Annotated in this window: 27 protein-coding genes and 2 pseudogenes; 20 read left to right on the top strand and 9 right to left on the bottom strand. The window is 41.7% G+C overall.

Features of this window, described 5'->3' with window-relative positions:
• Positions 1-61: 61 nt before the first annotated feature.
• The gene (locus tag MHI20_RS08925) at positions 62-1234 is read right to left on the bottom strand and encodes a PucR family transcriptional regulator (protein ID WP_045034555.1); all 1173 of its coding nucleotides are present in this window, start codon (positions 1232-1234) and stop codon (positions 62-64) included.
• 317 nt (positions 1235-1551) lie between these two features.
• On the opposite strand from MHI20_RS08925, the gene MHI20_RS08920 reads away from it, so the two are divergent.
• The 4 genes from MHI20_RS08920 to yunB all read left to right on the top strand — a co-directional run bounded on the left by MHI20_RS08920 (position 1552) and on the right by yunB (position 5053).
• Positions 1552-2403 (top strand): DUF72 domain-containing protein, encoded by an 852-nt coding sequence (locus MHI20_RS08920; protein ID WP_045034554.1) that lies wholly within the window; start codon positions 1552-1554, stop codon positions 2401-2403.
• Between the two features lie 63 nt (positions 2404-2466).
• A complete protein-coding gene (locus tag MHI20_RS08915; RefSeq protein ID WP_340937635.1) occupies positions 2467-3840 on the top strand; it encodes a bifunctional metallophosphatase/5'-nucleotidase in 1374 nt (457 codons plus the stop codon).
• Positions 3841-3907: 67 nt separating this feature from the next.
• Positions 3908-4213 carry a YunC family protein gene (locus MHI20_RS08910; RefSeq protein WP_007500404.1) on the top strand — a complete coding sequence of 102 codons (306 nt, stop codon included), beginning with the start codon at positions 3908-3910 and terminating at the stop codon, positions 4211-4213.
• A gap of 69 nt (positions 4214-4282) precedes the next feature.
• Positions 4283-5053, top strand: a complete 771-nt coding sequence (yunB, locus tag MHI20_RS08905) for a sporulation protein YunB (RefSeq protein ID WP_007500406.1) — start codon at positions 4283-4285, stop codon at positions 5051-5053.
• 78 nt (positions 5054-5131) lie between these two features.
• On the opposite strand, the pseudogene MHI20_RS08900 reads toward yunB, so the two are convergent.
• Positions 5132-5595 (bottom strand): annotated as a pseudogene (locus tag MHI20_RS08900) (DUF2691 family protein).
• A gap of 225 nt (positions 5596-5820) precedes the next feature.
• Between MHI20_RS08900 and MHI20_RS08895 the strand changes: the two are divergent.
• Positions 5821-6051 carry a hypothetical protein gene (locus MHI20_RS08895; RefSeq protein ID WP_259253413.1) on the top strand — a complete coding sequence of 77 codons (231 nt, stop codon included), beginning with the start codon at positions 5821-5823 and terminating at the stop codon, positions 6049-6051.
• Between the two features lie 81 nt (positions 6052-6132).
• Here the strand turns inward: MHI20_RS08895 and MHI20_RS08890 are convergent, their stop codons facing one another.
• On the bottom strand, positions 6133-7077 hold the full coding sequence (locus MHI20_RS08890) for a M23 family metallopeptidase (protein ID WP_226650614.1): 945 nt from the start codon (positions 7075-7077) through the stop codon (positions 6133-6135).
• Between the two features lie 323 nt (positions 7078-7400).
• On the opposite strand from MHI20_RS08890, the gene lipA reads away from it, so the two are divergent.
• A complete protein-coding gene (gene lipA / locus MHI20_RS08885; RefSeq protein WP_008360456.1) occupies positions 7401-8297 on the top strand; it encodes a lipoyl synthase in 897 nt (298 codons plus the stop codon).
• Positions 8298-8336: 39 nt separating this feature from the next.
• On the opposite strand, the gene MHI20_RS08880 is transcribed toward lipA, so the two are convergent.
• Positions 8337-8972: a YhcN/YlaJ family sporulation lipoprotein gene (locus MHI20_RS08880; protein ID WP_259253412.1), complete on the bottom strand. Its 636-nt coding sequence runs from the start codon at positions 8970-8972 to the stop codon at positions 8337-8339.
• A 120-nt stretch (positions 8973-9092) separates the two neighbouring features.
• On the opposite strand from MHI20_RS08880, the gene MHI20_RS08875 reads away from it, so the two are divergent.
• From MHI20_RS08875 to MHI20_RS08865, 3 genes are read left to right on the top strand one after another with little or no spacing between them, the layout of a single operon-like run.
• A complete protein-coding gene (locus MHI20_RS08875) occupies positions 9093-9368 on the top strand; it encodes a YutD family protein (protein WP_008346837.1) in 276 nt (91 codons plus the stop codon).
• 19 nt (positions 9369-9387) lie between these two features.
• On the top strand, positions 9388-9822 hold the full coding sequence (locus MHI20_RS08870) for a DUF86 domain-containing protein (RefSeq protein WP_017367989.1): 435 nt from the start codon (positions 9388-9390) through the stop codon (positions 9820-9822).
• A 21-nt stretch (positions 9823-9843) separates the two neighbouring features.
• Positions 9844-10614, top strand: coding sequence for a TIGR01457 family HAD-type hydrolase (locus MHI20_RS08865; protein WP_056702655.1), 771 nt, complete (start codon positions 9844-9846; stop codon positions 10612-10614).
• A 42-nt stretch (positions 10615-10656) separates the two neighbouring features.
• Here the strand turns inward: MHI20_RS08865 and MHI20_RS08860 are convergent, their stop codons facing one another.
• On the bottom strand, positions 10657-11157 hold the full coding sequence (locus MHI20_RS08860; protein ID WP_024719755.1) for a phosphatidylglycerophosphatase A family protein: 501 nt from the start codon (positions 11155-11157) through the stop codon (positions 10657-10659).
• A 113-nt stretch (positions 11158-11270) separates the two neighbouring features.
• Here MHI20_RS08860 and yutH point away from each other — a divergent pair, with 113 nt between their 5' ends.
• The 6 genes from yutH (at position 11271) to MHI20_RS08830 (ending at position 18937) form a co-directional block, all read left to right on the top strand.
• On the top strand, positions 11271-12311 hold the full coding sequence (yutH, locus tag MHI20_RS08855) for a spore coat putative kinase YutH (RefSeq protein WP_041507724.1): 1041 nt from the start codon (positions 11271-11273) through the stop codon (positions 12309-12311).
• Between the two features lie 74 nt (positions 12312-12385).
• Positions 12386-13354 (top strand): 2-hydroxyacid dehydrogenase, encoded by a 969-nt coding sequence (locus MHI20_RS08850; RefSeq protein ID WP_324657554.1) that lies wholly within the window; start codon positions 12386-12388, stop codon positions 13352-13354.
• Positions 13355-13576: 222 nt separating this feature from the next.
• Positions 13577-14878: a homoserine dehydrogenase gene (locus MHI20_RS08845; protein ID WP_024719752.1), complete on the top strand. Its 1302-nt coding sequence runs from the start codon at positions 13577-13579 to the stop codon at positions 14876-14878.
• A complete protein-coding gene (gene thrC, locus MHI20_RS08840) occupies positions 14878-15939 on the top strand; it encodes a threonine synthase (protein ID WP_048002236.1) in 1062 nt (353 codons plus the stop codon). Before MHI20_RS08845 ends, thrC begins: the two co-directional genes overlap by 1 nt.
• Positions 15936-16868 carry a homoserine kinase gene (gene thrB / locus MHI20_RS08835; protein WP_007500423.1) on the top strand — a complete coding sequence of 311 codons (933 nt, stop codon included), beginning with the start codon at positions 15936-15938 and terminating at the stop codon, positions 16866-16868. Before thrC ends, thrB begins: the two co-directional genes overlap by 4 nt.
• A gap of 98 nt (positions 16869-16966) precedes the next feature.
• Positions 16967-18937 (top strand): S9 family peptidase, encoded by a 1971-nt coding sequence (locus MHI20_RS08830; RefSeq protein ID WP_259253409.1) that lies wholly within the window; start codon positions 16967-16969, stop codon positions 18935-18937.
• A gap of 232 nt (positions 18938-19169) precedes the next feature.
• Here the strand turns inward: MHI20_RS08830 and MHI20_RS08825 are convergent.
• Positions 19170-19469 (bottom strand): annotated as a pseudogene (locus tag MHI20_RS08825) (NifU family protein).
• 121 nt (positions 19470-19590) lie between these two features.
• Between MHI20_RS08825 and MHI20_RS08820 the strand changes: the two are divergent.
• The gene (locus MHI20_RS08820) at positions 19591-19920 is read left to right on the top strand and encodes a YuzD family protein (RefSeq protein WP_268372778.1); all 330 of its coding nucleotides are present in this window, start codon (positions 19591-19593) and stop codon (positions 19918-19920) included.
• Positions 19921-20021: 101 nt separating this feature from the next.
• Complete coding sequence (locus MHI20_RS08815; RefSeq protein ID WP_340937619.1) at positions 20022-20252, top strand: WYL domain-containing protein; 231 nt, start codon at positions 20022-20024, stop codon at positions 20250-20252.
• Positions 20253-20300: 48 nt separating this feature from the next.
• Here the strand turns inward: MHI20_RS08815 and MHI20_RS08810 are convergent, their stop codons facing one another.
• Entirely contained in the window at positions 20301-21368 is a 1068-nt protein-coding gene (locus tag MHI20_RS08810) for an NAD(P)/FAD-dependent oxidoreductase (RefSeq protein ID WP_039168948.1), read from the bottom strand.
• Positions 21369-21623: 255 nt separating this feature from the next.
• Between MHI20_RS08810 and MHI20_RS08805 the strand changes: the two genes are divergently transcribed.
• The 3 genes from MHI20_RS08805 to erpA all read left to right on the top strand — a co-directional run bounded on the left by MHI20_RS08805 (position 21624) and on the right by erpA (position 23420).
• Positions 21624-21860 carry a YuzB family protein gene (locus MHI20_RS08805; protein WP_008346813.1) on the top strand — a complete coding sequence of 79 codons (237 nt, stop codon included), beginning with the start codon at positions 21624-21626 and terminating at the stop codon, positions 21858-21860.
• Between the two features lie 269 nt (positions 21861-22129).
• Complete coding sequence (gene dapF / locus MHI20_RS08800; RefSeq protein WP_340937616.1) at positions 22130-22984, top strand: diaminopimelate epimerase; 855 nt, start codon at positions 22130-22132, stop codon at positions 22982-22984.
• A gap of 73 nt (positions 22985-23057) precedes the next feature.
• On the top strand, positions 23058-23420 hold the full coding sequence (gene erpA / locus MHI20_RS08795) for an iron-sulfur cluster insertion protein ErpA (protein ID WP_017358921.1): 363 nt from the start codon (positions 23058-23060) through the stop codon (positions 23418-23420).
• A 231-nt stretch (positions 23421-23651) separates the two neighbouring features.
• On the opposite strand, the gene MHI20_RS08790 is transcribed toward erpA, so the two are convergent.
• Together MHI20_RS08790 and MHI20_RS08785 are read right to left on the bottom strand one after the other, a co-directional pair.
• Positions 23652-24548, bottom strand: a complete 897-nt coding sequence (locus tag MHI20_RS08790; protein WP_340937613.1) for a DUF2268 domain-containing protein — start codon at positions 24546-24548, stop codon at positions 23652-23654.
• Positions 24548-25300: a MerR family transcriptional regulator gene (locus tag MHI20_RS08785; protein ID WP_205474858.1), complete on the bottom strand. Its 753-nt coding sequence runs from the start codon at positions 25298-25300 to the stop codon at positions 24548-24550. The genes MHI20_RS08790 and MHI20_RS08785 overlap by 1 nt, the downstream gene beginning before the upstream one ends.
• Positions 25301-25359 lie beyond the last annotated feature (59 nt).

The raw sequence follows: 25359 nt of genomic DNA, 5'->3' as shown, positions 1-25359 counted from the left end.
ACACCACTCCTTGTCATTCACATTTCTCCTCCAAAATATATGAGGCGTAAGAAAAAAAGATTCAATTGGAATCGGATGAAAGGTGCTTTTGAATCCGCAAAGCTAATCGCAAGCGCAATGTTGCATCAGGATCTTTTAGGCTGATCTGGAGCAGTTCTTCACATTTCTCCAGTCGATATATCACGGTGTTGCGATGAACAGATAAACGTTTGGCTGTTTCTGAAATATGGCAATGTGTTTCGACATAAACAGATAAGGTGTGGAGAAGGTTTGGATCGACTTGTGATTGTTCATATAATGGGTGGAGGTACCGCTCATAGAATGTTGTTAAATCTTTTGGTGGGATGAGCTTCAGTAAATCTGACACATCTTTTGCTTGATAGAACTGAATATATTCAGCTCGTAATGAGAGCTGGCCTGATTGCAGAGCATGGGCAGCTTCACTGAATCCTTTTGGCAGATCGGTGATAAGATAACCGCTTAAGCTTACACCAAAGGAAATGGTGGTATTCACATGCTGTTTAATAAGGATCTGCATTTGTTTTAAAAAAGAGCAGATCGATTTGTTCATTGCCTGCCGCCCGCCAGTCTCTTCTATAAGGAAGATGCCGATATCTCCTTTGACAAAAAGAAAGGCGGGAAATGGACAGTGCGAAAGGGTGCTTTCAAGTAAAGCAAACACATCATCTACAAGGGTTTGCTGCTTAAGGAAACAACTGAAATGACTGTTCTGATCAAGTTGAGAGACGATACATAAATAGGGAATCGTTGTGTTTAATCCAAACATGCGTGCCAGGCGGGTGACATCTTGCTCTGAGGAAATCGTCCCCTCCATCCATTTGCGAAACCATTCATTTTTGGCTCGCTCTGTCGATTGCTTGATGGCATGTTGTTTGATGCGTGAAATGGACATGGCATTTACAGCTTGTTCAATTATCAAATGTAGCTCCATGTCGTCTTGAGGATGAATGAAGGCGGGAACGACTAAATAATCATAAGCTTGTTCGTTTATATAGATAGGAAAAACAGAAACGCTTTCTTTTGAATGAACCATAGAAAAATAATGTTGCTGCGTACTGTGAAACAAGCGGAGCATTTGTATCCAATCTGGATTTGTCATACCTTGGGGTGAGGTGAAAAGAATACGTCCATACTGATTGATCAAATAGACAGGCTGATGAATTCTTTGGGCCACTTTTTGCAATGCTTCAACATGATGATCGACAATGTTCATATCCACTCATTCTCCTTTTTTTAGAGCTGAAGCCTTTGGTGAAGATGAATAAAAAAATGGACAATCGCTGTCAAAGTCTCTGATATCAATTTTATGTTATCAGCTCCATTCAATTTAGATAGAAAGTTGTGATGTAATATCACAAAAAAGATGGCAGGGCAAAATCACGTCACATCAGTCATCTTCATTCAGAAAAATGGGTAAATATGATATGTTGTAGACAGAAGAATTTCTTTCAGAAAGATGGGTATCCCAAGAAACAAAGACTTTCAATGGGAAAATCCGTTTAGACAAGCAAGTGGCAAGAGGTGAGATAGATGATATATATCGGATTAACTGGCTGGGGCGATCATGACAGTCTGTACCCGCCGAGAATCGGCAGCTCTCAAAAGCTGTTTCACTACGCATCAACGTTTCCCATTGTGGAACTGGATGCAAGCTTTTATGCTGTTCAGCCTGAGCGGAACCATGAAAAATGGATAAAAGATACGCCAGACGCCTTTCAATTTGTTGTGAAAGCATATCAAGGAATGACCGGGCATCAAAGAGGCGAGATCCCGTTTGCTTCAAAGGAAGAAATGTTTGACGCCTTTATTCTTTCACTGACTCCTCTCATTCGAGCAGGGAAACTGGCGATGGTTCTGTTTCAATTTCCACCATGGTTTGATTGCAAAAAGGAGCACGTCCACTATTTAAGATGGTGTAAGGAGAAGATGGGGGACATTCCTTGTGCACTCGAATTCCGAAACCGAACTTGGTTTTCAGACGAGTTTTATGAACAAACCTTATCTTTTATGGAGAAAGAAGGGTGGATTCATTCCGTCTGTGATGAACCGCAAGTCGGAGAAGGGTCTATACCGCCAGTCATAAAAGCCACACACCGTGACAAAACATTGGTCCGTTTCCACGGAAGAAATAAACAAGGCTGGCTTCACCCGGCAGATCATGAGAACTGGCGTGAAGTTCGTTACTTATATTTATATAATGAAGCTGAACTAAAGGAATGGAAAAAGAACATCGACATCTTACATCAACAATCGAAAGATGTATATGTCGTATTTAATAATAACTCAGGCGGAGATGCGGCAGTGAATGGCCAGCAAATGATTGATTTGCTGGATTTGACGTATTCAAGCTTATCGCCGAAGCAGTTAGATTTATTTAGTTAAAAGAGAGCTGGGGCTTTCAATTTGAACGAGACGGTTCAGTGACAACTTGAGGGAGAGATCAACATGCTGCAGAAGCTATGGTTATATCATACAAACGACTTGCACAGCCACTTTGAAAACTGGCCAAAAATCGCAGCTTATATTGAAGAAAAGCGTCAAGTTCACGATCAGATGCTCTTATTTGATATTGGCGATCATATGGATCGAGTAAACCTTGTATCAGAAGCGGATTATGGAAAAGTGAATGTCAAACTCCTCAATCAGCTTGGCTATGATGGAGTCACAATTGGTAATAATGAAGGCATTACGTTGCCTCATGAGCAGCTCGACCAATTGTACAAAGACGCGCAATTACCGGTGATTTTATCTAATTTATTTGAAAAAGGCAAAAGACCATCGTGGGCAAAGCCTTATGAAGTGATCACGTTGAACAATGGACTGAAGATCGCCGTCTTAGGGGTGACCATTGCGTATACACCTGTCTATGAAAAGCTGGACTGGGACATTACAGACCCATTTGAGAGCATACGGGAGATGCTACAAGAAGTGAAAGGACAAGCCGATGTCATTGTTCTTCTTTCCCATCTAGGCATCATCCATGATCGAGAGGTAGCCCATGACTTCCCGGAAATCGACATCATCTTAGGCTCACATACGCATCATCTTTTAGAACAGGGCGAGATGGATAATGGCGTTCTTCTTGCATGTGCTGAAAAGTATGGGCATTATATTGGCTGTGTCGAGCTGACCATTGACACAGCGAGTAGCGAGCTCATCGAGAAAAAAGCGACGGTGCAATCAGTGGACCAGCTGATCAGTGAATCCGATGAAGCGATCACGACTTTACAGAAAGCAGAAAGACGAGCGAAGTCACTCATGCAGGAAAAAGTGACATCCATTAAATCAAAGCTCGAAACAAAGTGGTTTGATGACTCCCAGCTTCCGCAACTTTTAACAGATGCCATTAAAGAATGGTGCGTGGCAGATATCGGCATGATGAATGCTGGGATGGTGCTTGATTCATTAGAGGCTGGCATCGTCACAAGAGAAGACATTCACCGGATATGCCCGCATCCCATTAATCCAATTCGGGTGACACTTACTGGGAAGCAATTGATCGAAACAGTGTCTCGTGGCTGTGAAGAAAAAATGGAACAACTACGCATCAAAGGCTTTGGATTTAGAGGCGAACTGATGGGGAAAATGCTATACAGCGGTTTGACTTATTCATTAGAAGAGGGCGAAGCCAAACGAGTAAAAGAGGTCTATGTAAACGATCAACTCGTCAAAGAAGATGATTCCTATACAGTTGGCACAGTGGATATGTATACACTTGGCTCTCTTTTTCCCCATATACGTGACCATGAACACATTGAATATTTCATGCCGGAATTTTTACGTGATGTCCTGAGCTGGCGATTGAAGGACGCAAAGTGAAATCCGCTCCAGCCTAACAACACTTGCCCTCCCTTCACATAGATTGTGTTGAAGGGAGTGAAGGGATATGGTGAATTTAACACCTATTACAATTGATGGCCATTCCTTTACAGCCGTCACCGTCAAACTGCCAAAGACCAATTTCATGGCAGTGACAAATGAGCATGGTTATATTATGTGCGGTGCACTTGATGTCGGGCTCCTAAATGAAAAGCTTGCAGATAGAGGAATCATCGCAGGAAGAGCAGTCGGTGTAAGAACCATCGAGCAATTGCTGGATGCACCTTTAGAATCTGTGACATATGCCGCTGAGTCGCTCGGCATTCATGCTGGCACAATTGGAAGAGATGCATTATTAAAAATGGTGAAATAAAATGAACAGATGATTCCTATCCCCCCGCCTGTCTGCATACACTTGTAATGGAGAAGGGGGGATTTTTTATTGAGATTGAACCGCCGTTATCGCCCCTATAAAAAGGGCCCTCTGCCATTTCGTTATGTTATGCTGCTTGCCATATTATTTTTTGTGCTCTCAACTGTCATTAGCCTATTCTTCATCAATCGTTCCATTAAACCGACTTTGATTCACATTGCTGAACTAGAAACAGAACGAATCGCCAATCATCTCATCCAATATTCTGTTCAGGATTTTGCAGATGATCAGGAGAATATGAAAGATATGGTTGTGATGAATACAAGTGAGAACGGAAAAGTGACAACTATCGACTTCAATGCGCAAGCAACATCGAAAGCAATGGCTGACCTGTCACGTCACCTTCAAAAAAATCTAGAGGACATTGAAAAGGGGAATTTTCAAAAAGAGGCAAAAGAAGCATTAAAGGATCAAACAGATGGACATGACGGCATTATATATAACATTCCGCTTGGGCAAGCGTCCGGAAATGCACTTATCGCCAACCTAGGACCAAAAGTACCTGTACGCTTCAGTGTCATTGGTGACCCGCATACGGACGTTGAAAAAAACATTAAGCCTTATGGCATCAACAATGCCTTGATTGATATTAGTGTGCTCATTGAGGTGAAGGTGAGAGTCATCATCCCATTCGCCTCAGAAACCATCGTCGTCAAAAACTCCGTGCCTGTCTCCATTCAAGCCGTTCAAGGAGATGTCCCAGATTATTATAATGGCAGCGGAACAAATTCAGGCGCTCCATCGATTGTTCTGCCAGAAAAAAAGGAGAAGAAAGAATAACAGCCCAATGGACGGATTGGGCTGTTTTTTTCATACACTGTGATTGCATATAGTGTTTTTGTGATGAACGTTTTGTTGTTACGAAACAGACAGTCTTGTCCTTGCATCATTTTCATCGGTGATATAGGTCACGTCTTCAAATCCACATTCAACTGCATTCTTGTATAGCCATTCGAGTGTTCCCTTATTTTTGCAATAGATCGTGACATAGGAGCAATCGGCCACTAAAAGAACAAGCTCGCATTGGCTTTCAATAAATTCTTCATAGGTCTTAATATGAGTCAATGTCCCTTTTGGATATGCTTGTAAATCGGCGAAAATCATATAATACGTCTTGTTTTCAATGAGGTGTTTGAGTTCTATACCGTCCATTTCTGTTTTACCTTCAGGAAAAAGTTCTTCATCTTTTTGGCCATCAACAGTATATTCGAGTCTTCGGTATCGATTCGCCAGCTGAATTTGGTGATGTCGATCGGTTTTAGCACTTCTCCAAGGAAGACTCCGTATTCATTTGGAATGGTAAAAGTCATTCCTCTTTTCAAAAAACAACCCCCTAACTCTTTGTGAAGTAATCTTTCATTGGCTGCCATGCTTAGACTTTTTTTCATGTGATCTGTTCATCTTATCCTAATTAACCACTTGATTCCATACGGATCACGTGCCATGATAAATGTTCATTGTTTTCCTTTTCTGAATAGTGGAAGCTATCCTGAAGACTGATTTTTCACGATCGTCTGTTATGAAAGTGAGAAGAGGATTTGATTGATATGAAGAAAATTCATGTAAGCGGGTTTTGTTTTTTAGTATTTGCCATTGTATTTAGTGCTAAGTATATGTCAGCATCGATATTATTAGCTGGGAGTGACAGTTTGAGTGTCGACTTATTTAGAGGGATGTTTGACATGATTCCACTTGAAGTAACAGTTGTGTATCTCCTTTTTTTCCTCATGGGTATTCTTTTTTTAGTTTTAGGATTGAAAGAGAAGCATAAGCAGTAACAGTAGACAAGTGATGACCGGGGAAATGTTGATACATATCAAAAGGAGAAGCAAGCGGTATCGCTAAACTTCTCCTTTTATTTATCGACGTTTCCGCTCGGCTCTTTCCCATGCCCTTAAATGAGGATAAGGATCAAACGACCATTCAGTTCGTCCATTGTCTTTATACATGCCGTAATGAAGGTGCGGCGGGAATTTTCCTGCTGTGCCAGGTGGACCGTAACCGGAGCTTCCGACTGATCCGATGACTTGACCAGGTTCTACAATCTGCCCAGCTTTGAGTCCTTTTGCAAAGCCATTTAAGTGGGCAAAATAATGATAATGATTGTGAATATCTCGAATGCCGATCCGCCAGCCGCCAAAGCGATTCCAGCCTTTCATTTCAATCACGCCGTACGATGTCGCACGAACAGGAAGACCGTAATGAGCAAAAAGATCAGTGCCCTCATGAATTCTTCTGCCTCCAAAGCCTCTCGCATCACCCCATGTACTCCTGTAGCTGTAGTCAGCGCCAACCGGAAGAGGAAATGCATGCTTTCCAAGGTCAAGATGGCCGTAATGCTTATAGAGCTTCATAAAAGATGAAATGATTCCAACGGTTTGATCGCGTCCGTAATAATCCCACAGCGCAATTTTTAATTGATCGATGCTGCTGCCGTAATGGAGCAAGTATTGAGCAAACGTGAACAGGACATCTTCATCGTTATCGATTTCCGCTTTTCCATCCCCATTACCATCAAGCCCAATACCGTCGAACACTTTAATGCTTAATGGAGAGGTATCCTGCTTATTGGGATTTTCTGGTCCCATCCACATTTCCCGGGGAATGTAGATGCCAATCACACCTGTTTGTTTTGGTAAATCTCTTCTGCTTTTGCGTATATTGTGTTCATACTGATCAACCGCAGCAAGTACATACCACGGGACCTGTGTGGTGATGGCGATCTTTTCATACAGTGCCATTCGCTGTTTTAATTCATCGGGCTGCTTGTTTGCCCCTTGTGCATGGACTGATGCGGGAATCATTGAAAGAGCGATGATGATCGCTAAAACCACCTTCACAAACGTCCATCTCCTTTCTTCGAACATACCTTCTACCGTTTAGTGTGGTTTGATCACGTTATTTCATAAGAAGAAAATGTTAGTAATTTTCTTCTGTTATTTTAGGAGGCTTTTGGGTATTTTTGCAGCTCATTCCCTTGTTGTTCAATCTGTACTATGTTAAAGTGTCTAAAGAAAAGGCCTTAGGCCGAAGATTCATTTTTTTGCGGCAACAGCTGCATCCATCGTATATAGCAGGAAGATGATTGTATATGCACCTTTAACGAATTCATATGGAGATGATGGAATTGGCAAAGAAGGAAGAGCACGTAAGAAAACCGGACTGGCTTAAAATTAAGCTGAATACGAATGAAAACTATACCGGTTTGAAAAAAATGATGCGGGAAAACAACCTGCATACCGTTTGTGAGGAAGCGAAATGTCCGAATATTCACGAATGCTGGGCAGTGAGAAGAACTGCTACATTTATGATCCTCGGATCTGTTTGTACGCGCGCATGCCGTTTCTGTGCGGTGAAAACCGGACTTCCTACTGAGTTAGACTTGCAAGAGCCAGAACGCGTGGCAGATTCAGTGGCTTTGATGAATTTAAAGCACGCTGTGATAACAGCGGTTGCAAGGGATGATCAAAAAGATGGCGGAGCAGGCGTATTTGCTGAAACTGTTCGTGCCATTAGAAGAAAAAGTCCATTCACAACAATTGAAGTTCTCCCTTCAGACATGGGTGGCAATTATGATAATTTGAAAACGTTAATGGATACACGCCCTGATATTTTAAATCACAATATTGAAACAGTTCGCAGGTTAACACCAAGAGTTCGTGCACGGGCTACATACGATCGTTCATTGGAATTCTTGCGTCGTGCAAAAGAAATGCAGCCTGACATTCCAACGAAATCAAGCATTATGATTGGACTTGGTGAAACGAAGGAAGAAATCATTGAAGTCATGGATGATCTTCTTGCCAATAACGTCGACATCATGGCAATTGGTCAGTATTTACAGCCTTCGAAAAAGCATTTGAAAGTGCAAAAATACTACCATCCAGATGAGTTTGCAGAGCTGAAGGAAATTGCCATGTCAAAAGGCTTTAGCCACTGTGAAGCTGGACCGCTTGTCCGTTCTTCTTATCATGCAGACGAACAAGTAAACGAAGCGTCTAAGAAGCGTCAGGCGCAAGCATAACAAAGAAAACGCCAGAGCTCTCTGGCGTTTTTTCTCGTATTAATTTTGGCCGTAAGGTGCGTTTCGTCTCATGGTCCGATCGGAATTCGTCATGCCATTGGCATCTTCTTTCGTTGAAATATCTCCGCCTTGAGGAGAGTATTTCATTTGTTGAATCGTTTTCGTTAAAATTTGATCAAAATCACGTGAGTTGGTTTGAAGACGTGAAAAATTGGCAATGGATTGAAAGTGCTCTGGGTTATCAGAGACGTACACATGATAATAACGAGGGAGAACAGAAACCGCTGTTTTTTTCACTTGATCGGCTGATTCATCTCGTTTTTTGTTGCCTGTTCGATACACAATGAGGGCATCCTCGTCTGTGACAAGTGTTGCTGCATCCTTTATATTTGGCAGCTGAATGGCTAAACTTGTAATCACGTGGGCAAGATGCTCACGATTTAAAGCAGGGGTTCTTTCCTTCTGATCGGTTACTTGCTGGCGCTGATAACGAACATAGCCTGCTCGATTCGTATCTGCTTCTGGCATGTTGGAATTATTTCCTTCATGACGATCAGACAGGCGAATTGTCTTACTGGAAGAATCTTCATCCACTTGCCGGTTCATGCCGGATTGAAAGCCGCACCCGCCTAAAAGCATGCATAGGAGAATAGTGGCTGTCAGTTGTTTCATCATAAATGTGACCTCCTTTTTTCTTTAGCTTCGGCTAAATCGGAAAAAACATGCTTTAGCAATTGATGGAGTTGTTCCAATGAATTATCATTAAAGGTGGATCGTTTAAAAAGAGGTGAGAAGATGATCGTCATTCAGAATGCTACCTTTGATCTTGTCAGAGAAATCAAAGACGGCTTTGATGAGGAAGCGTTTAAAGCAAGGTACTCAGATATTTTAAATAAGTATGATTATATTGTGGGGGATTGGGGCTATAACCAGCTTAGGCTGAAGGGGTTCTTTGATGACCAAAACCAAAAGGCCACATTCGATACAAAAATCAGTACACTCGATGAATACATTTATGAATACTGTAATTTTGGCTGTGCCTATTTTGTCTTAAAGCGGATTAGAAAATAACGCAAAGGGGAGCGTCATGATGTATTTCGTAGACAGAAAGAAGATTGAAGAGACATTACGTTTTTTTGAGGAGCAATATAATTTGATGCGCAGTCATCAAACATGGTCAAGCCCTTTAGAAAAAAAAGCGCTGGAACGAATTGTTCATTTGCTCGTCGAATGTATTCTTGATACAGGAAATGATATGATTGACGGCTTTATCATGCGGGACCCAGGAAGCTATGACGACATCATGGATATTCTTGTGGACGAAAAAGTTGTACCAACAGAAGAAGGCACTCACCTGAAAAAACTGGTCTCGTGCCGTAAAACACTTGTTCAGCAATACCAAGAAGTGGTTCATCACGATTTGTTGCAGGTCATCAGTGAGGTAGAACAGGCGCTGCAAGTCTTCCCGAATCGAATTCGCACTTACTTGGAGCAGGAGCTTGGACCAGTATCAGCGTTTAAATAAACCAGTGGAGTTGTAAGCAGCATGAAATACAAAGGCTATTTAATTGATTTAGACGGGACGATGTATAAAGGAACAGAAAAGATCGAAGAGGCGGGGCAATTTGTTCACAAGTTAAATGAGTTGAACATCCCTTATTTGTTTGTCACGAATAACTCTTCACGCACGCCGAAGCAAGTAGCAGAAAAACTGGTTTCATTCGATATTCCAGCAACGGAAGACCAAGTCTTTACAACCAGTATGGCGACGGCAAACTATATCGCAGAACAAAAGAAAGATGCCTCGGTGTATGTGATCGGAGAAGAAGGCATTCAGCAGGCCATCGAAGAAAAAGGACTGTCGTTTGGTCAAGAAGACGCTGATTTCGTTGTCGTTGGAATAGACCGCAGTATTACATATGAAAAACTAGCGGTAGGAGCCATTGCGATCCGTCAAGGTGCACAATTTGTTTCAACAAATGGAGATATTGCCATTCCGACAGAAAGAGGGCTGTTACCTGGAAATGGATCGTTAACATCTGTGCTGACGGTTACGACAACAGTGCAGCCAACATTTATCGGGAAGCCAGAGTCTATCATTATGGAACAGGCCATGCGGGTGCTCGGGACAGATGTGTCAGAGACGCTCATGGTGGGCGATAACTATGATACCGATATTATGGCAGGGATGAATGCAGGGATGGATACACTGCTTGTCCATACAGGCGTCACGACAAAAGAGCTGCTTCAGAAATATGACAAACAGCCAACCTATGTCATTGATTCATTATCTGAGTGGATTGAACGATTATCTTAATGAAAAGAGGACAAGCGTCAGACGCACGTCCTCTTTTGTGTTTTATTCTGCATTTCTCGCACTATGTGCCAGTCTGCTTGATGCTGCCGCAGCAATAGCACCGACAATGTCATCTAAAAAGGTGTGGCATTCGCCTGAGGATTTATCGTTGAGTTTCCCAAGAATCCCTGGTTTTTCTTTATCGATATATCCGTAATTCGTAAAGCCGATGGAGCCATAAATATTAACGATGGCAAAGGATAAAATTTCATCCACACCATATAGACTTTCATCTGTTTCAAGAATGGATTGCAGCGGTTCTGTCAGCTTTTTTTGCTCAGCGAGAACATCTAGTTCAACGCCTGTTAAGATGGCATTTTGGACTTCACGTTTTGCGATGACACGTTCCACATTGTGGATGCACTCTGTCATGTCTAAGCCAGGATGATATTTTTCCTGTAAAAAGAAGACAAGGTCTGCTATATCTTGAATGGTTACGCCTCGTTCTTGTAAACGGCGTCTTGCTGTTTTTTCTACTTCGTTCATCTCATGATGATGCGGCATGTTCCTCACCCAATCCTCGTAATTTGTCCACAACGTGTGAAATAGCTTCGGATAGTAAATAGTATTCATAAATCCCTCAACCTGCGACTACGATATGATAAGAGACTGATTTTATGAACGCAGGTGAAATCATGAAAGAAACCATTTATCACACATTTGGTATTGATGTGCGTCAATTTATGCCATATGGCAGTTATCAGAGCTTTCAAACGGCGAAAGCTCTCTTCATCATTGTTCCCGTGTCTCATTTGCGAGAAGAAGAACTCACAGAGCTTTATCATATCAGTCAGTATTTACTGAATGACGGTGACCCATACGTTGCCGTGTTTGAATTAACAAACGAAGAGAAACCGACTTTTACCCATGGAAAAGAACTGTACGCTCTATTAAAGGCAGCACCGCGGGTCACAAGCCGCTCATTTCAGCACGCATCAGAGCTGGCGGCCTTTCATGTCAGGGGGAGAGGGTTTCCTTATGAGGTGTCTGAAACAAAACGTGTCGGAGCTTGGAAGGAATTATGGGCAAAACGGTTAGACCAGCTGGAAGGCTTTTGGATGCAGCAAATGCATCAAAAACCACTTGAACGATTTGAAAAGAAATTTATTGAATCCTTTCCGTATTATCTCGGATTAACGGAAAATGCCATTCAATATTTAGTGGATACAGAGCTTGATGATGAACCAAAAGAATGTGATTCAGGAACTGTTTGTCATCAACGCTTTTCACGTATGACCTGGCCACATGAGCAGCCGCTTCGTTTACCTGTTGACTGGGTATTTGACCATCCAACAAGAGATATTGCGGAATATTTAAGAGAAACCTTTGTCAAGCATAAGGAGGATTTAATTGAAGAGGGATTTTCCTTTTTGCAGCAATATGAGCAGGTTACGCCTCTTTCATCATTTTCAAAGCGTCTGCTGTACAGCCGTCTTCTGTTTCCGCTTCATTATTTTGAAATTGTCGAAGGTTATTATATGTCAGGAGAAAATGAAAAATCTTATTATGAAGAACGATTAGATTACGTTTTAAATGATGCGAACCGCTACGAATATTTTCTCAAGGTGTTTCAAGAATTGAGTGCCATGCGCAGCGGTGGGCATCTCATTCCTCCTGTTGGATGGATTCATCAATCCGCTGATTTGAAGTTTCAGTGAACAGACGAAACGTCTCTTTTCTCTTGAGGCGTTTTTCGTTATGCTTAAAGAAATCAACCAAAGGAGTGTTCTTCTTGACGAAACCTTATGTTTATATCACAAGAAAGCTTGATGAAACAACACTTACACCATTAAAAGAAGTCGCTCATATTGACATGTGGACGAGCGAGGATGAGCCGTGTCCAAGAGAAGAGTTAGAAAAACAAGCGGCTCAAGCAGATGGGCTGCTCACGATGCTGTCAGATCAAGTAGATGAGGCACTTTTATCAAATGCTCCAAATCTAAAAGTGGTCGCGAATCTCGCGGTCGGCTATGACAATATTGATCTAAAGGCAGCTAAAAAGCACGGGATCACGGTATGTCATACACCGGACGTTTTAACAGAATCGACGGCTGATTTAGCTTTTGCGCTTTTGATGGCGTCAGCAAGACGAATTGTCGAAGCGAGTGATTGGATTAAGGATGGGAACTGGACAGGCTGGGGGCCGCTTCTTCTAGCCGGTGCTGATGTGCATCATAAAACGTTAGGGATTGTCGGAATGGGCAGTATTGGAACCGCACTTGCCAAACGGGCAAAAGGTTTTGATATGCATGTTCTTTATCATAATCGTTCAAGAAAGCCAGAAGCAGAAGCGCAGCTAGGTGTGGCCTATGTCGCATTTGATGAGCTGCTTACGCAGTCTGATTTCATCGTTTGTTTGACGCCTTTAACGCCTGAAACGAAAGAAATGTTTAATAAGAAAGCATTTGAGCAGATGAAGAACACGGCTTACTTCATCAACGTTTCCAGAGGGCAGACGGTAGACGAAGATGCTTTATATGATGCTGTCACGACAGGAAAAATTGCAGGAGCAGGTCTGGATGTATTTAGCAAAGAACCAGTCAGCCCAGATCACCCGTTAACGACATTACCAAATGTGACAGTGCTTCCTCATATCGGAAGTGCAAGTGTTGAAACGAGAAAAAACATGATGCAATTATGTGCTGAAAATATTGCGCTTGTCCTGCAAGATCAGCAAGCCAAAACGCCAGTTCAGGCGTAATCTCAAGCTTCCCGGCTTCGGGAGCTTTTCTCACAAAAATATTTTGAAAATATAGAATCTTGATATAAATAGCTGTTAAGCGGTTTCATTCTCATATTCTCTTATTTTATTACCTTGTCAAAATGAGGATACCCCTTTATAATGTGTGTACATTGAATGTCTGTGTTAGGTTAACAAATGTCTTTTTAGAGAGGACATTTACGGAGAAAGGTGGAATTTCAGGTGAAGGCAATTCGAGTTGGACTACTAGGATTAGGAACAGTGGGGAGCGGTGTCGTTAAGATTATTCAAGATCATCAGGATAAATTAATGCACCAGATCGGCTGTCCGGTATTAATACAAAAAGTGCTTGTGAGCAATCCCGATAAAAAAAGAGATGTGGATGTGGCAAGAGAGGTCTTCACAACTGAAGTATACGATGTGATTCGAGATCCAGAGATCGACGTCATTATTGAAGTGATGGGCGGCATTGAAGAGACAAAACAATATTTAATAGATGCACTAAATGAGAAGAAGCATGTGATTACAGCCAATAAGGATTTAATGGCGCTATATGGCACAGAGCTTTTACATGTAGCAAAAGAAAACGGCTGTGACCTTTACTATGAAGCGAGTGTCGCAGGTGGGATTCCGATTTTGCGTACACTAGAGGAAGGTTTAGCCTCTGACCGCATCACAAAAATGATGGGAATCGTGAACGGGACAACGAACTTTATTTTAACAAAAATGAATGTCGATAAAAGTGCGTATGAAGATGTATTAAAAGAAGCGCAGGATCTTGGCTTTGCAGAAGCAGATCCGACGGCGGATGTAGAAGGACTGGATGCGGCAAGAAAGATGGCCATTCTGGCAAGACTCGGCTTTTCCATGAATGTAGACTTAGAGGATGTGAAAGTGAAAGGCATCTCGGACATCTCGGACGAGGACATTAATTTCAGTAAACGTTTTGGCTATACAATGAAGTTGATTGGAATTGCCCAAAGGGACGGAGAGAAAGTGGAGGTCAGCGTACAGCCAACTTTACTTCCTGATCATCACCCGTTATCTTCCGTCAACAATGAATTTAATGCTGTCTATGTTTACGGAAGTGCTGTCGGAGAAACGATGTTTTACGGGCCTGGAGCAGGCAGCCTGCCAACGGCAACAGCTGTTGTCTCAGATTTAGTCGCTGTTATGAAAAACATGCGTCTTGGTGTGAATGGCAGTGGATTTATTGCACCGCAATTTGAGAAGAAAATCAAATCATCATCCGAAGTATTTGCTCAGCAATTTTTAAGAATACATGTGAGAGATCAAGTCGGAGCTTTCTCCCGCATTACATCGATTTTTTCTGAAAGAGGCATCAGCTTTGAAAAGATCCTTCAGCTTCCTGTCAAAGGGCATGATGAGCTGGCTGAAATTGTGATTATTACACATCAGACATCAGAAGAAGATTTCTCAAATATCCTGCAAACATTAAACGATCTCGACGTGGTGGTTCAAGTGAAGAGCACGTACCGAGTAGAAGGGAACGGTTTAAGCTGATGAAGTGGAATGGACTCATTGAAGAATTTCAAGAATTTTTACCAGTAAACGAACACACACCTAAACTAACATTAAATGAAGGAAACACACCGCTGATTCATCTCGCAAAGCTATCTGAAAAGCTTGGTATTGAACTTCATGTGAAAACAGAAGGCGTCAACCCTACAGGTTCTTTTAAGGATCGCGGGATGGTCATGGCCGTCGCAAAGGCAAAAGAAGAAGGCAATGATACGATCATGTGTGCATCGACAGGGAATACGTCTGCAGCAGCAGCAGCTTATGCGGCGCGCGCTGATATGAAATGTATTGTCATCATTCCAGATGGAAAAATTGCTTTCGGTAAGCTGGCGCAGGCTGTCATGTACGGAGCAGAGATCATTGCCATTGACGGCAACTTTGATGATGCGCTGAAAATTGTCCGCAGCATCTGTGAAAAAGCACCGATTGCACTTGTTAACTCCGTCAATCCATACCGAATTGAAGGACAAAAAACAGCGGCATTTGAAATCTGTGAGCAGCTAGGCTCCGCACCGGACGTACTGGCGATTCCTGTTGGAAATGCGGGGAATATTACAGCGTACTGGAAAGGTTTCAAAGAATATCATGAGAAAAAAGGCACGGGACTGCCAGTCATGCGTGGTTTTGAAGCAGAAGGAGCTGCAGCCATCGTTAGAAATGAAGTCATTGAGCAGCCAGAAACAGTCGCAACAGCCATTCGCATCGGAAACCCTGCAAGCTGGAAGCAAGCTGTAGCAGCGGCAGATGAATCAAACGGGAAAATTGATGAAGTGACAGATGAAGAAATTCTTCATGCCTATCAATTGATCGCACGTGAAGAAGGTGTGTTTGCAGAGCCAGGCTCTTGTGCATCAATTGCAGGTGTACTCAAACAAGTGAAATCTGGAGAAATTAAGCCAGGCAGTAAAGTCGTCGCTGTACTGACAGGAAACGGATTAAAAGATCCGAATACGGCGATTGATATTTCACACATCAAACCGGTCACGCTGGATGCAGATGAAGATCAAATTCTGGAACATTTAGAAAAGGCCGCACGCGTATGAGTAACGCCTCCATGCTTTTTTCAATCACAGTACCGGGAAGCACTGCCAACTTAGGACCAGGCTTTGACTCAGTCGGAATGGCGCTCAGCCGCTATTTAAAGCTATCGGTCTATGACCATGATAGCTGGCTGTTTGAAGCAGAAACAGATGTCGTGTCTGGTATTCCATCAGGCACCGATAACCTGATCTACCAAACAGCTAAAAAGGTCGCAGATGACTTTGGAAAAACACTCCCGCCTGTTCATGTCAAAGTGTGGAGTGATATTCCATTAGCAAGGGGGCTGGGTAGCAGCGCTGCTGCCATTGTCGCCGCTATTGAGCTCGCCAATCAGTTGCTTGAATTAAAGATGACCGATGATCAGAAGCTCTTTTTTGCAAGTGAGGTAGAAGGTCATCCAGATAATGCGGGTGCCTCTTTATTCGGTGGTTTACTCATCGGTCTTCATGAAGAAGACAAGACACATGCCGTTAAAGTGCAGCATGTGGATGTAGATGTCGTCGTCGTGATTCCTTTTTATGAAGTGCTCACAAAGGATGCCCGTGATGTCCTGCCAGAGGATTTTTCCTATAAACAGGCCGTAAGTGCGAGTGCAGTGAGTAACGTCCTTGTCGCCGCCTTAATGACGCAGAACTGGCCGCTTGTAGGGGAAATGATGAATAAAGATTTATTTCATCAGCCATACCGCACGATGCTTGTCCCAGAGTTGTCCAAGGTGGAGCACGTTGCTTCATTAAAAGGCGCGTATGGAACGGCATTAAGTGGTGCTGGGCCGACTATTTTGACCTTAGTGGAAAAAGGGAAGGGAGAAGCGCTGAAAAAGCAGCTTGCTCAAAATTTCCCGCATTGTGAAGTGGATGTGCTGACGGTGCCGGTAGAAGGTGTCGTCGTCGAGCATCATTCTGTGAATCAAATGAAGAACGTGCTGTGAAGACGCACGTTCTTTTTCTTGTTTTTCATAACAAAAGCAGGGATTATTATTTAGAGAAGCGAACTATTTTTTGATACATAAAAGGGGGCGATCAATTGATGAAGAAATTGATAACAGCAGAGGATTTAACACAAATCGTGTCTGTTTCTCATCCAGTTTATTCACCAGATGGAAAAAAGGCTGTTTTTACAAAAGTAACGGTGAATGAAAAAAAGGATGATTACAATATTCATTTATGGGTTCGAGATGAAGAGACAGGGGAGCTGTCTCAATGGACATTTGATGATGGGAAGCATCATCAGCCAACATGGTCAAAAGACGGAAAGCAGCTTGCGTTTATTTTGCAGAAGCCAAAGGAAGTCCCTCAGCTCGCACTTATTCAGAGCGATGGCGGCGGAATTCGTACCTTAACGAATATTCCTTACGGCGTCTCTCAACCTGTATTTTCACCGGATGGAGCTTTTATTTATGCAGCGGTCTCATTAAAACAAGAAGAATCTGTTCATGATGAAAAAAAGGAAGAGTGCGATGACTTTGCTCCGGCCGTATATGATGATTTGACTTATAAAGCAGATGGCAGAGGCTTTTTAGACGGGCGTCTGACGCAAATTGTAAAAATCGATGTCCGTTCCGGCGAGGTAGAGGTGGTTACGAGTGAGCCCCATCATCATGTGAATCATGTCATCTCTCCTTGCGGGAAGTGGCTTGCGTATATTCAATCAAATCCTCAGACGTTTTACATAAGTGATATCTGTCTCCTTTCCTTAGAGGACGGTACATCCAAGAAAATCACCCAATCAACAGGCGCTTACACGACTGTATCATTTTCTCCAAATGGAGAAAGCCTTTTGTACATTGGACACGAACGTGAATTTGAAAATGCGACCATCCTGTCATTGTGGCTGCATGACCTGAAGGAGAAAAAGACCGTTCAATTGTCAGAAATGCTCGATATGTATGTAGGAAACTGTATGGCAGGGGATAGTGTTATGGGTGAGGCCAATCAGCTTCCACAATGGACAAAGGATAGTCAGGGGTTTTATGCGCTTGTTTCTGATCAAGGGAGTACCGGAATTTATTATTTCTCTATTGAAGGCTTAGCCTATCCCGTTCGTTTAGAGGCAGAACATGTGACGAATTTCAGTCTTCATCCAGACGAATCAAAAATGCTGATCAGCCGTCTTTCATCTGTCTCGCCTAGTGAACTGTATGAGCTGACTTTAGGGGAATCCTCACTCAAGCAAATCACGTTTGAGCATGATGACTTTCTAAAGGAACATGTCATATCCGAACCTGAACCAATTTCTTTCCAGTCAAAAGAAGGAGACGTTGTACATGGCTGGTTGATGAAGCCTGCTCAGATGGAAGAGGGGAAGACATATCCATTAATCTTAGAAATTCATGGCGGGCCGCATGCGATGTACGGTCATACGTATTTTCATGAATTTCAAATGCTCGCCGCTGAAGGGTATGCGATTGTGTACATCAATCCTCATGGCAGTCATGGATACGGACAGATGTTTACAGACCGAGTAAGAGACAGCTATGGTGATGTTGATTATGAGGATGTCATGCTGGCTGTTGATCATGTGCTCGAAGCCTATGACTTTCTTGATGAAACAAGGCTTGGCGTAACAGGCGGCAGCTATGGCGGTTTTATGACCAACTGGATTGTCGGACAGACAGACCGTTTCCGTGCAGCTGTTACACAGCGTTCCATCTCAAATTGGATTAGCTTTTATGGCATCAGTGATATCGGTTATTTCTTTACAAAATGGCAGATTGATGGGGATATTTATGACTCTGTTGATAAGCTATGGGATCGTTCGCCGCTAAAGTATGTAAAACAGGTGAATACACCGCTTCTGATCCTGCACAGTGATGAAGACTACCGCTGCCCAGTCGATCAAGGAGAACAGCTTTTTGTGGCATTAAAGGAGCTTGGAAAAGACACGAGATTAGTCAAATTCCCGAAGGCCTCTCATGATTTATCGAGAAGCGGCCACCCTGGGCAGCGTATTCAAAGACTGACCTTTATTCAAGAATGGTTTAGAGAGAAGTTATCCTAATTAAAAAACGGCCCTGATTGGGTCGTTTCAGCGTGTAGACAAACCCTCGCATTCGGTGTCAGTCCTGCGTTCCGGTGCTCACGAATGTCAAATTCGCTCCGCGCCAGTACTCGTCCTTCCTAGACTGCAAAGGTTTTCTATCACACTGAAAACAAGACAAAGGGCTAAAATTAGCCCTTTGTCAACAATTAAAAAACGGCCCAGTAAGGGCCGTTTTCATGTCATATATGAATTAGAAAACCTGTTCAACTTCTACGACGCCAGGTACTTCTTCTAATAATGCGCGCTCAATACCGGCTTTCAATGTAATGGTTGAACTTGGGCAGCTGCCGCATGCACCAAGAAGGCGTAATTTCACAATGCCATCTTCAATGTCTACAAGCTCACAGTCTCCACCATCACGTAATAGAAATGGACGAAGTTTGTCCAGTACTTCCTGTACTTGGTCTTTCATTTCGACTTCAGTCATTAGATATAATCGCTCCTTTCACAACATATCACCATTATATTCATCTGGACGATAAAAATCTATTGATTGGTTTCAAAGTTTCCTTCTCATTATAGCACAATCTCATCTTGAAACAAAAAGTGATTTTGACTTTTTTCATACAGAAAATTCAGCTAAAATAAAGAAAGAATGGGGGGCTTGTCAAATGAACAAAACCGTTGACCTTTATGTATATGGAAGAGATGTCCTGTGCGCTAGCTGCGTGAATCTGCCTTCTTCAAAAGATACATTTGAGTGGCTAGATGTAGCATTAAAACGAAAATATCCAAATCAGCCGTTTCGCATCACATATATCGATATTGAGCACCCGCCTGAAAACGAACGCCAAAAAGAATTATCTGAACGAATTCTTGATGATGAATTCTTTTATCCGCTTGTCCTTGTTGAGGATCAAATTGTAGGAGAGGGCAATCCGAAATTAAAAGATATTTATCAAGAAATGGAGAAATACGGGTATGAAGAGAGCAGTGAATGAGCTGTTCTTTTTTTAGAAAAAATAATCGAACAAATGTTCCTTTTTTAGGTTGATTTAGAACGTTTGTTCGTATATAATGAGAAGAAAGGAGCGTGAGCATCATGAATTATTTACTAAAACAATCTCTTCATCAACAAATACCGATTGATATGATTTATATGAAGAAAAATGGAGAGTGCTCGAAACGAAAAATCATTGTACATCGTCAAACTGAACAGTTCATACAAGCGTATTGTTTATCGAAGAAGACGATCAGAACGTTTCGTAAAGACTGCATCCTTGCGCTTGCTCCTATCCAAGTGAACCATCCATCGGCACATGCCGTTTCATAATAAAAGCTCCTTCATTAGAAGGAGCTTTGAGAAAAAATTCACATCATTTTATCCATTGTGGTGCTTGTACATCCAAAGAAGTCCAGATTTTAAGAGTCTTGGAACACGACCAACAAGCGGGCGATCCGCTACTAAGCCAAAGCCGGCTTTTTTCCCTAAAGAGCCGAGTACGCCTTTTAACTTAAACTGCGGGTAAGCCTCAGGAAGCGGCTCGTTCTTCCAGCGTTTCTGTAGAGATTGCACAATTTGCTCTGCCTGTGCCTCGGCAAGCTGTGCACTTGGTGCGTGCGGCAAGCTTGCGCAGTCACCTACGACATAGACATGTTCATCTCCAGGGAGATTGTGATGAGGAGTTAAGACGACACGGCCTTGGGCGTCTTTTTCAACATCCATATCTCGCACGACTTTACTTGGCTGAATTCCTGCTGTCCACACGATGACATCTGCTTCAATGGCATCGTCATGGTTGTACACAACTCCTTCTTCAACCTTCGTAATATTGGCGCAATTAATGATCTTTACATCATTTTCTTCAAACCATTTTTGTACATATAAACTTAATCTTTTTGGGAAACTGGAAAGAATCAGTTCTCCGCGGTCAAAAAGAATGATGTTTAAATCAGAACGGCTTTCACGCAGTTCACTGGCCAGCTCTACCCCGCTAAGTCCAGCACCGACGATACCAACCGTTGCACCTGCACTCAAATTGTTTAATTTGTTATACGTATGTCTTGACTGATCAATGGTTTGAATGCTGTATGTATGTTCTTTCGCACCAGGGACATTGTGATACTTGTCCTCACAGCCGAGTCCGATTACCGTATCATCATATGGAATCGGTTCACGGTCGCTAAATAAGATCTGTTTGTTTTCAATATCAATTTTTTCTACTTCCCCGTATTGAATATCCAGCTTCGGATGCTCTGGAAAAGATACTCGAATGTGATGATCAGAGATCGTTCCAGCAGCAAGTGCATAATATTCTGTTTTTAAACAGTGGTAAGGATTTCGATCAATTAATGTGATAGTAACATCATCAGGTAATTGATTTGGCAATAAGCGGTGGAGAACCCGCATATTCCCGTAACCTCCGCCGATCAAGACTAAATTTTTCATGACGATTCTCCTTTTCCCCCTAGACATTGAAAAACACTTATACTAAAAAACTTTAAGTTAAAATACCAAATAAAATTATATCGAATTTACTGTGAAACCACAATAATTGTTTCAAAATAACCTACATATTCATTACTTAGTCCTAAATAGTAAAACATTTTACGGGGAATAGGCGTAACGATTTATTGAAGCTCATGTTTTGACTAATAGAAGGAATTTCGGTAGGATAGTAAGGCAAATGTGAGGTGAAGCACAGTGTTTCCACTGATCGAATTTTGTGTAAGTAATCTTGCACAAGGGTCTCAAGAAGCAAAAGAGAAACTTGAAAAAGACCCAAACTTAGATGTAATGGAATACGGTTGTTTAAGCTACTGCGGCAAATGTATGGACTCCCCATTTGCCCTTGTGAATGGAGAATTTGTTTCTGGAGAAAATGCAGAGCAGCTAGTTGAGCGTATTTATGCTTTTATAGAGGAAAACGACATGTTTTAAATGCACCACATAGGTCATGAGGTGCATTTTTTTCATATATTCAGTTTCCATTTTTCAGGAGAAAATGTAGAAAGCGCATCCAATATGTTATGCTAATAAAATATCATCAAAATGAAGCATCACACGAGAGAAAAGAGACATATGCATAATAAAAGCCCTTTGCCATGGCAGCAAAGAGCTTCTATGTATGAAAAACGGGGGATGATAAGATTGTCTCCTGAATCGACTCCTTTTATACTATAAAGAAACAACATTTTTGGAGGACGCTCATGACATCATTTCAATTCACGAAAATGCACGGACTAGGAAACAATTATATATACGTCAATCAGATGAAGGAACAGCTTCCAGAAGAGCAGCTGTCAGAGATAGCAATTCAGGTTTCTTCTGTTTATACAGGTATCGGTTCAGACGGAATGATCCTCATTTGCCCATCAGATGTTGCGCCTGTGAAGATGCGCATTTTCAACAATGATGGATCAGAGGGCAAAAACTGCGGTAACGGTCTGCGTTGCGTGGCTAAATATGTATATGAGCATCAAATCGTAACAGACACAACGTTTAAGATTGAGACATTGTCAGGACTCGTTGAGGCGACCGTTCATGTGCAGGATGGTCAAGTTCAGTTAGTGACAGTAGATATGGGTAAACCTCGTTTTGAAAAAGAAGCGATGCCAATGCTTGGTGAACCGGCCAGTACAACGATCAATGAACCGCTTGATTTTGGCACGACGACCTTAAATGGAACAGCTGTTTCAATGGGGAATCCCCATATCGTATTCTATTTAGAAGACATTGAACAGGCGCCGCTTGATTCACTTGGGCCAATTATTGAAAAGCATGACATGTTTCCAGAAGGCGTCAATGTAGAATTTGTGGAACGTGTCAGTGAAACGGAACTGCATTTTCGCGTGTGGGAAAGAGGATCAGGGATTACGCAAGCGTGCGGAACAGGAGCATGTGCTGCGGCTGTATCAACGATTGTGAATGGACATGCGAAAAAAGAAACGGATATGACCGTTCATCTAGCTGGCGGAGACCTCATCATTCGCTGGAAAGACAATGACCATGTGCTGATGACAGGACCTGCTGAAACAATTTGTGACGGCACATTCTATTTCTAAACCATTTATTTGAGAAAAGGCAACATCACGTTTATAATTGAAAAGAAACATCCAGTCAAAAGGAGGGATGATCGTGAGTACACCAGTAACGATTACAGAAGCTGCTGCATTGCAGATTAAAGATATGATGAAAGAACATGAAGAAGAAAATGCGTTCCTACGAGTGGGCGTAAAAGGCGGCGGCTGCAGCGGTCTTTCATACGGAATGGGCTTTGACCATGAAGTTTCTGAGAAAGACACGCAGTTCGAACAGCAGGGCATCAAGGTCCTTGTCGACTCCGAAAGCCTTGACATCATGAACGGAACCATCATTGATTTCAAACAATCACTAATGGGCGGCGGTTTCACGATTGACAATCCGAACGCGATTGCTTCATGCGGATGCGGTTCTTCGTTCAGAACAGCTACCAATACCGGTACGCCGGAAGAGTGTTAGAATTTCAGTATCAATGAATTCTGTAAATCCATTTTGAATAAAAACCTCCTCAATTAGATTATAAATTTGAGGAGGTTTTTTTATGTTCTTTTTTAAAGGTGCTTAAAATTCTAACAAGGTTTTCAACAAGTCTATTTGAAATGATTAGATATAGCATGAGCATACAGTATGTTTCGTACGATAATTAGAATTCATTATTACACCGATTTGCTTTGAAATTCATTAAAATGTTTAGGTGAAAAATAATCCGCAATTTTTTAAAATTTCATTTGTATCAAGTACGGTTGCTTCTTCAATTCCTACATTATTCATTTTCATAAAAGATTGTACAGCTTGATAACCTACTGCATAGCCTGCAAAGGGTGATAATCCGACAGGTTGATATCCTTGTTCTTTTGCAATGTTATCACCAAACATATAACTACTGACCTCAGCAAACCCTTTCGTATATAAAGCGTCTTTAATCACTTCTTTTGAATATTCTAAGTCCTGTTGATCAAAAGAAGTGACCCAAGGTCCTAGCATCTTTTCACCATAAAGTTCTTTTGCAAATGATTCAGCTAAACCTTCTATAATTAAGTAATCTCCAACCGTTACATTTCCGTAATCCCATTCAAAATAGGAAAAACGAATATTATGATGGAATTCATGCGCAATTAGAGCGGGGATCCGTGGGATGTTATAAGAGTTCGGATATATTGAGCATTGGATAAATCCCGGAATTCCTCCAAAGCCACAATACCCTTTTTGTTGTTCTAGCTTTTTCGGATCAGCTATATATAGACCAAATCTCAATTCATCAGAATTTATATGAAGGCTGTGTTTTTTGATAAAATTCATACAATAGTTCAAGGTGGTATTTGCCATTTGAAGAGCTTGAATTTCTTGTAGTTTTTTTAACACTTGTTTACCAGTTTGTGTTTGTGATACATCAAGATAGCCAAGCATATTGGTTGCCATGATGACATCATAGCCATTTTTTTGTGTAGCTTTTAACGGAACGTTTATCATATTCCACATCTTTTCAAAAGGCCTCATCATGTTGTATCGAAAAAAGTGTTCTTTATTTTCTTTTAGCGAAAACAATTTTTCGTATTGAGCGATTGTATCTTCAATGATGATGTTCATCAGCTGGGACCTCTTTTCTGTTGATCAGCAAATACTTTCATGGCTTCACTCATGAATGAAGCCAAGCCCTCACCATATTGATCTATATTTTTTGTAAATCGTTCATCTTGAATATAAAGTTGACCTAATCCATAAAATGCCTCGAGGGAGTATTGAGTAAAGTGATTATTTAAAAATTCATACCATTCTTTGATGGCGGCTTGTACCTCTTTGGATTGAGGAGTGAGGTTGCGGAGGGATGCTAAGTTATGAAAAACTCTATCCCATCTCAAAGATAAATCATGTTGTTCATCTTTCGACAATCGACTTAATTTGAAGTTCACGTTATCAATGGACTGATTCCCCCAGCGACAGCGAGCTTCTTCTTCATATTGGTTGAATTTCATGTTCATTCCCTTGAACCTCTCTTTATTTGTTAGGTGAATTTCTCCCGTTATATGTTTTAGCGTCTTATCAATATTTTCAATCATTCTATCGAGTGTATTTCGTTTTTCCATCAACATTTTTCGTTGTAATATAAATGCTTCATGTTTATCAAATGACGGATTGTTTATGATTTCTTTTATTTCCTTTAAGTTAAATCCCAGTTCTCTGAAAAATAATATTTGCTGTAGTGTTTCAAGGTTTTCTTCTGAATAAAGCCGGTAACCAGCATCCGTGACTTCTTTTGGGGCCAACAAACCAATTTGATCATAATGATGAAGTGTACGAATACTAATATCAAACAATTCAGCGACTTCTTTTACTTTCATATTCAACACATCTCCTTATGATATTCACTATAAAGTATGACGTTACGTGAGGGTCAATA

This window comes from Bacillus sp. FSL K6-1106 (assembly GCF_038005245.1).
Taxonomy (GTDB): Bacteria; Bacillota; Bacilli; order Bacillales; family Bacillaceae; genus Bacillus; species Bacillus altitudinis.
This window is presented reverse-complemented; position numbering and strand designations above follow the sequence as displayed.

Bases quoted from the DNA above. Each gene is read 5' to 3' on its own strand.
- MHI20_RS08925 (WP_045034555.1), bottom strand. From the start codon at position 1,234: ATGAACATTGTCGATCATCATGTTGAAGCATTGCAAAAAGTGGCCCAA.
- MHI20_RS08920 (WP_045034554.1), top strand. From the start codon at position 1,552: ATGATATATATCGGATTAACTGGCTGGGGCGATCATGACAGTCTGTAC.
- MHI20_RS08915 (WP_340937635.1), top strand. From the start codon at position 2,467: ATGCTGCAGAAGCTATGGTTATATCATACAAACGACTTGCACAGCCAC.
- MHI20_RS08910 (WP_007500404.1), top strand. From the start codon at position 3,908: ATGGTGAATTTAACACCTATTACAATTGATGGCCATTCCTTTACAGCC.
- MHI20_RS08895 (WP_259253413.1), top strand. From the start codon at position 5,821: ATGAAGAAAATTCATGTAAGCGGGTTTTGTTTTTTAGTATTTGCCATT.
- MHI20_RS08890 (WP_226650614.1), bottom strand. From the start codon at position 7,077: ATGATTCCCGCATCAGTCCATGCACAAGGGGCAAACAAGCAGCCCGAT.
- MHI20_RS08880 (WP_259253412.1), bottom strand. From the start codon at position 8,972: ATGATGAAACAACTGACAGCCACTATTCTCCTATGCATGCTTTTAGGC.
- MHI20_RS08875 (WP_008346837.1), top strand. From the start codon at position 9,093: ATGATCGTCATTCAGAATGCTACCTTTGATCTTGTCAGAGAAATCAAA.
- MHI20_RS08870 (WP_017367989.1), top strand. From the start codon at position 9,388: ATGTATTTCGTAGACAGAAAGAAGATTGAAGAGACATTACGTTTTTTT.
- MHI20_RS08865 (WP_056702655.1), top strand. From the start codon at position 9,844: ATGAAATACAAAGGCTATTTAATTGATTTAGACGGGACGATGTATAAA.
- MHI20_RS08860 (WP_024719755.1), bottom strand. From the start codon at position 11,157: ATGCCGCATCATCATGAGATGAACGAAGTAGAAAAAACAGCAAGACGC.
- yutH (WP_041507724.1), top strand. From the start codon at position 11,271: ATGAACGCAGGTGAAATCATGAAAGAAACCATTTATCACACATTTGGT.
- thrC (WP_048002236.1), top strand. From the start codon at position 14,878: ATGAAGTGGAATGGACTCATTGAAGAATTTCAAGAATTTTTACCAGTA.
- thrB (WP_007500423.1), top strand. From the start codon at position 15,936: ATGAGTAACGCCTCCATGCTTTTTTCAATCACAGTACCGGGAAGCACT.
- MHI20_RS08830 (WP_259253409.1), top strand. From the start codon at position 16,967: ATGAAGAAATTGATAACAGCAGAGGATTTAACACAAATCGTGTCTGTT.
- MHI20_RS08820 (WP_268372778.1), top strand. From the start codon at position 19,591: ATGAACAAAACCGTTGACCTTTATGTATATGGAAGAGATGTCCTGTGC.
- MHI20_RS08815 (WP_340937619.1), top strand. From the start codon at position 20,022: ATGAATTATTTACTAAAACAATCTCTTCATCAACAAATACCGATTGAT.
- MHI20_RS08810 (WP_039168948.1), bottom strand. From the start codon at position 21,368: ATGAAAAATTTAGTCTTGATCGGCGGAGGTTACGGGAATATGCGGGTT.
- dapF (WP_340937616.1), top strand. From the start codon at position 22,130: ATGACATCATTTCAATTCACGAAAATGCACGGACTAGGAAACAATTAT.
- MHI20_RS08790 (WP_340937613.1), bottom strand. From the start codon at position 24,548: ATGAACATCATCATTGAAGATACAATCGCTCAATACGAAAAATTGTTT.
- MHI20_RS08785 (WP_205474858.1), bottom strand. From the start codon at position 25,300: ATGAAAGTAAAAGAAGTCGCTGAATTGTTTGATATTAGTATTCGTACA.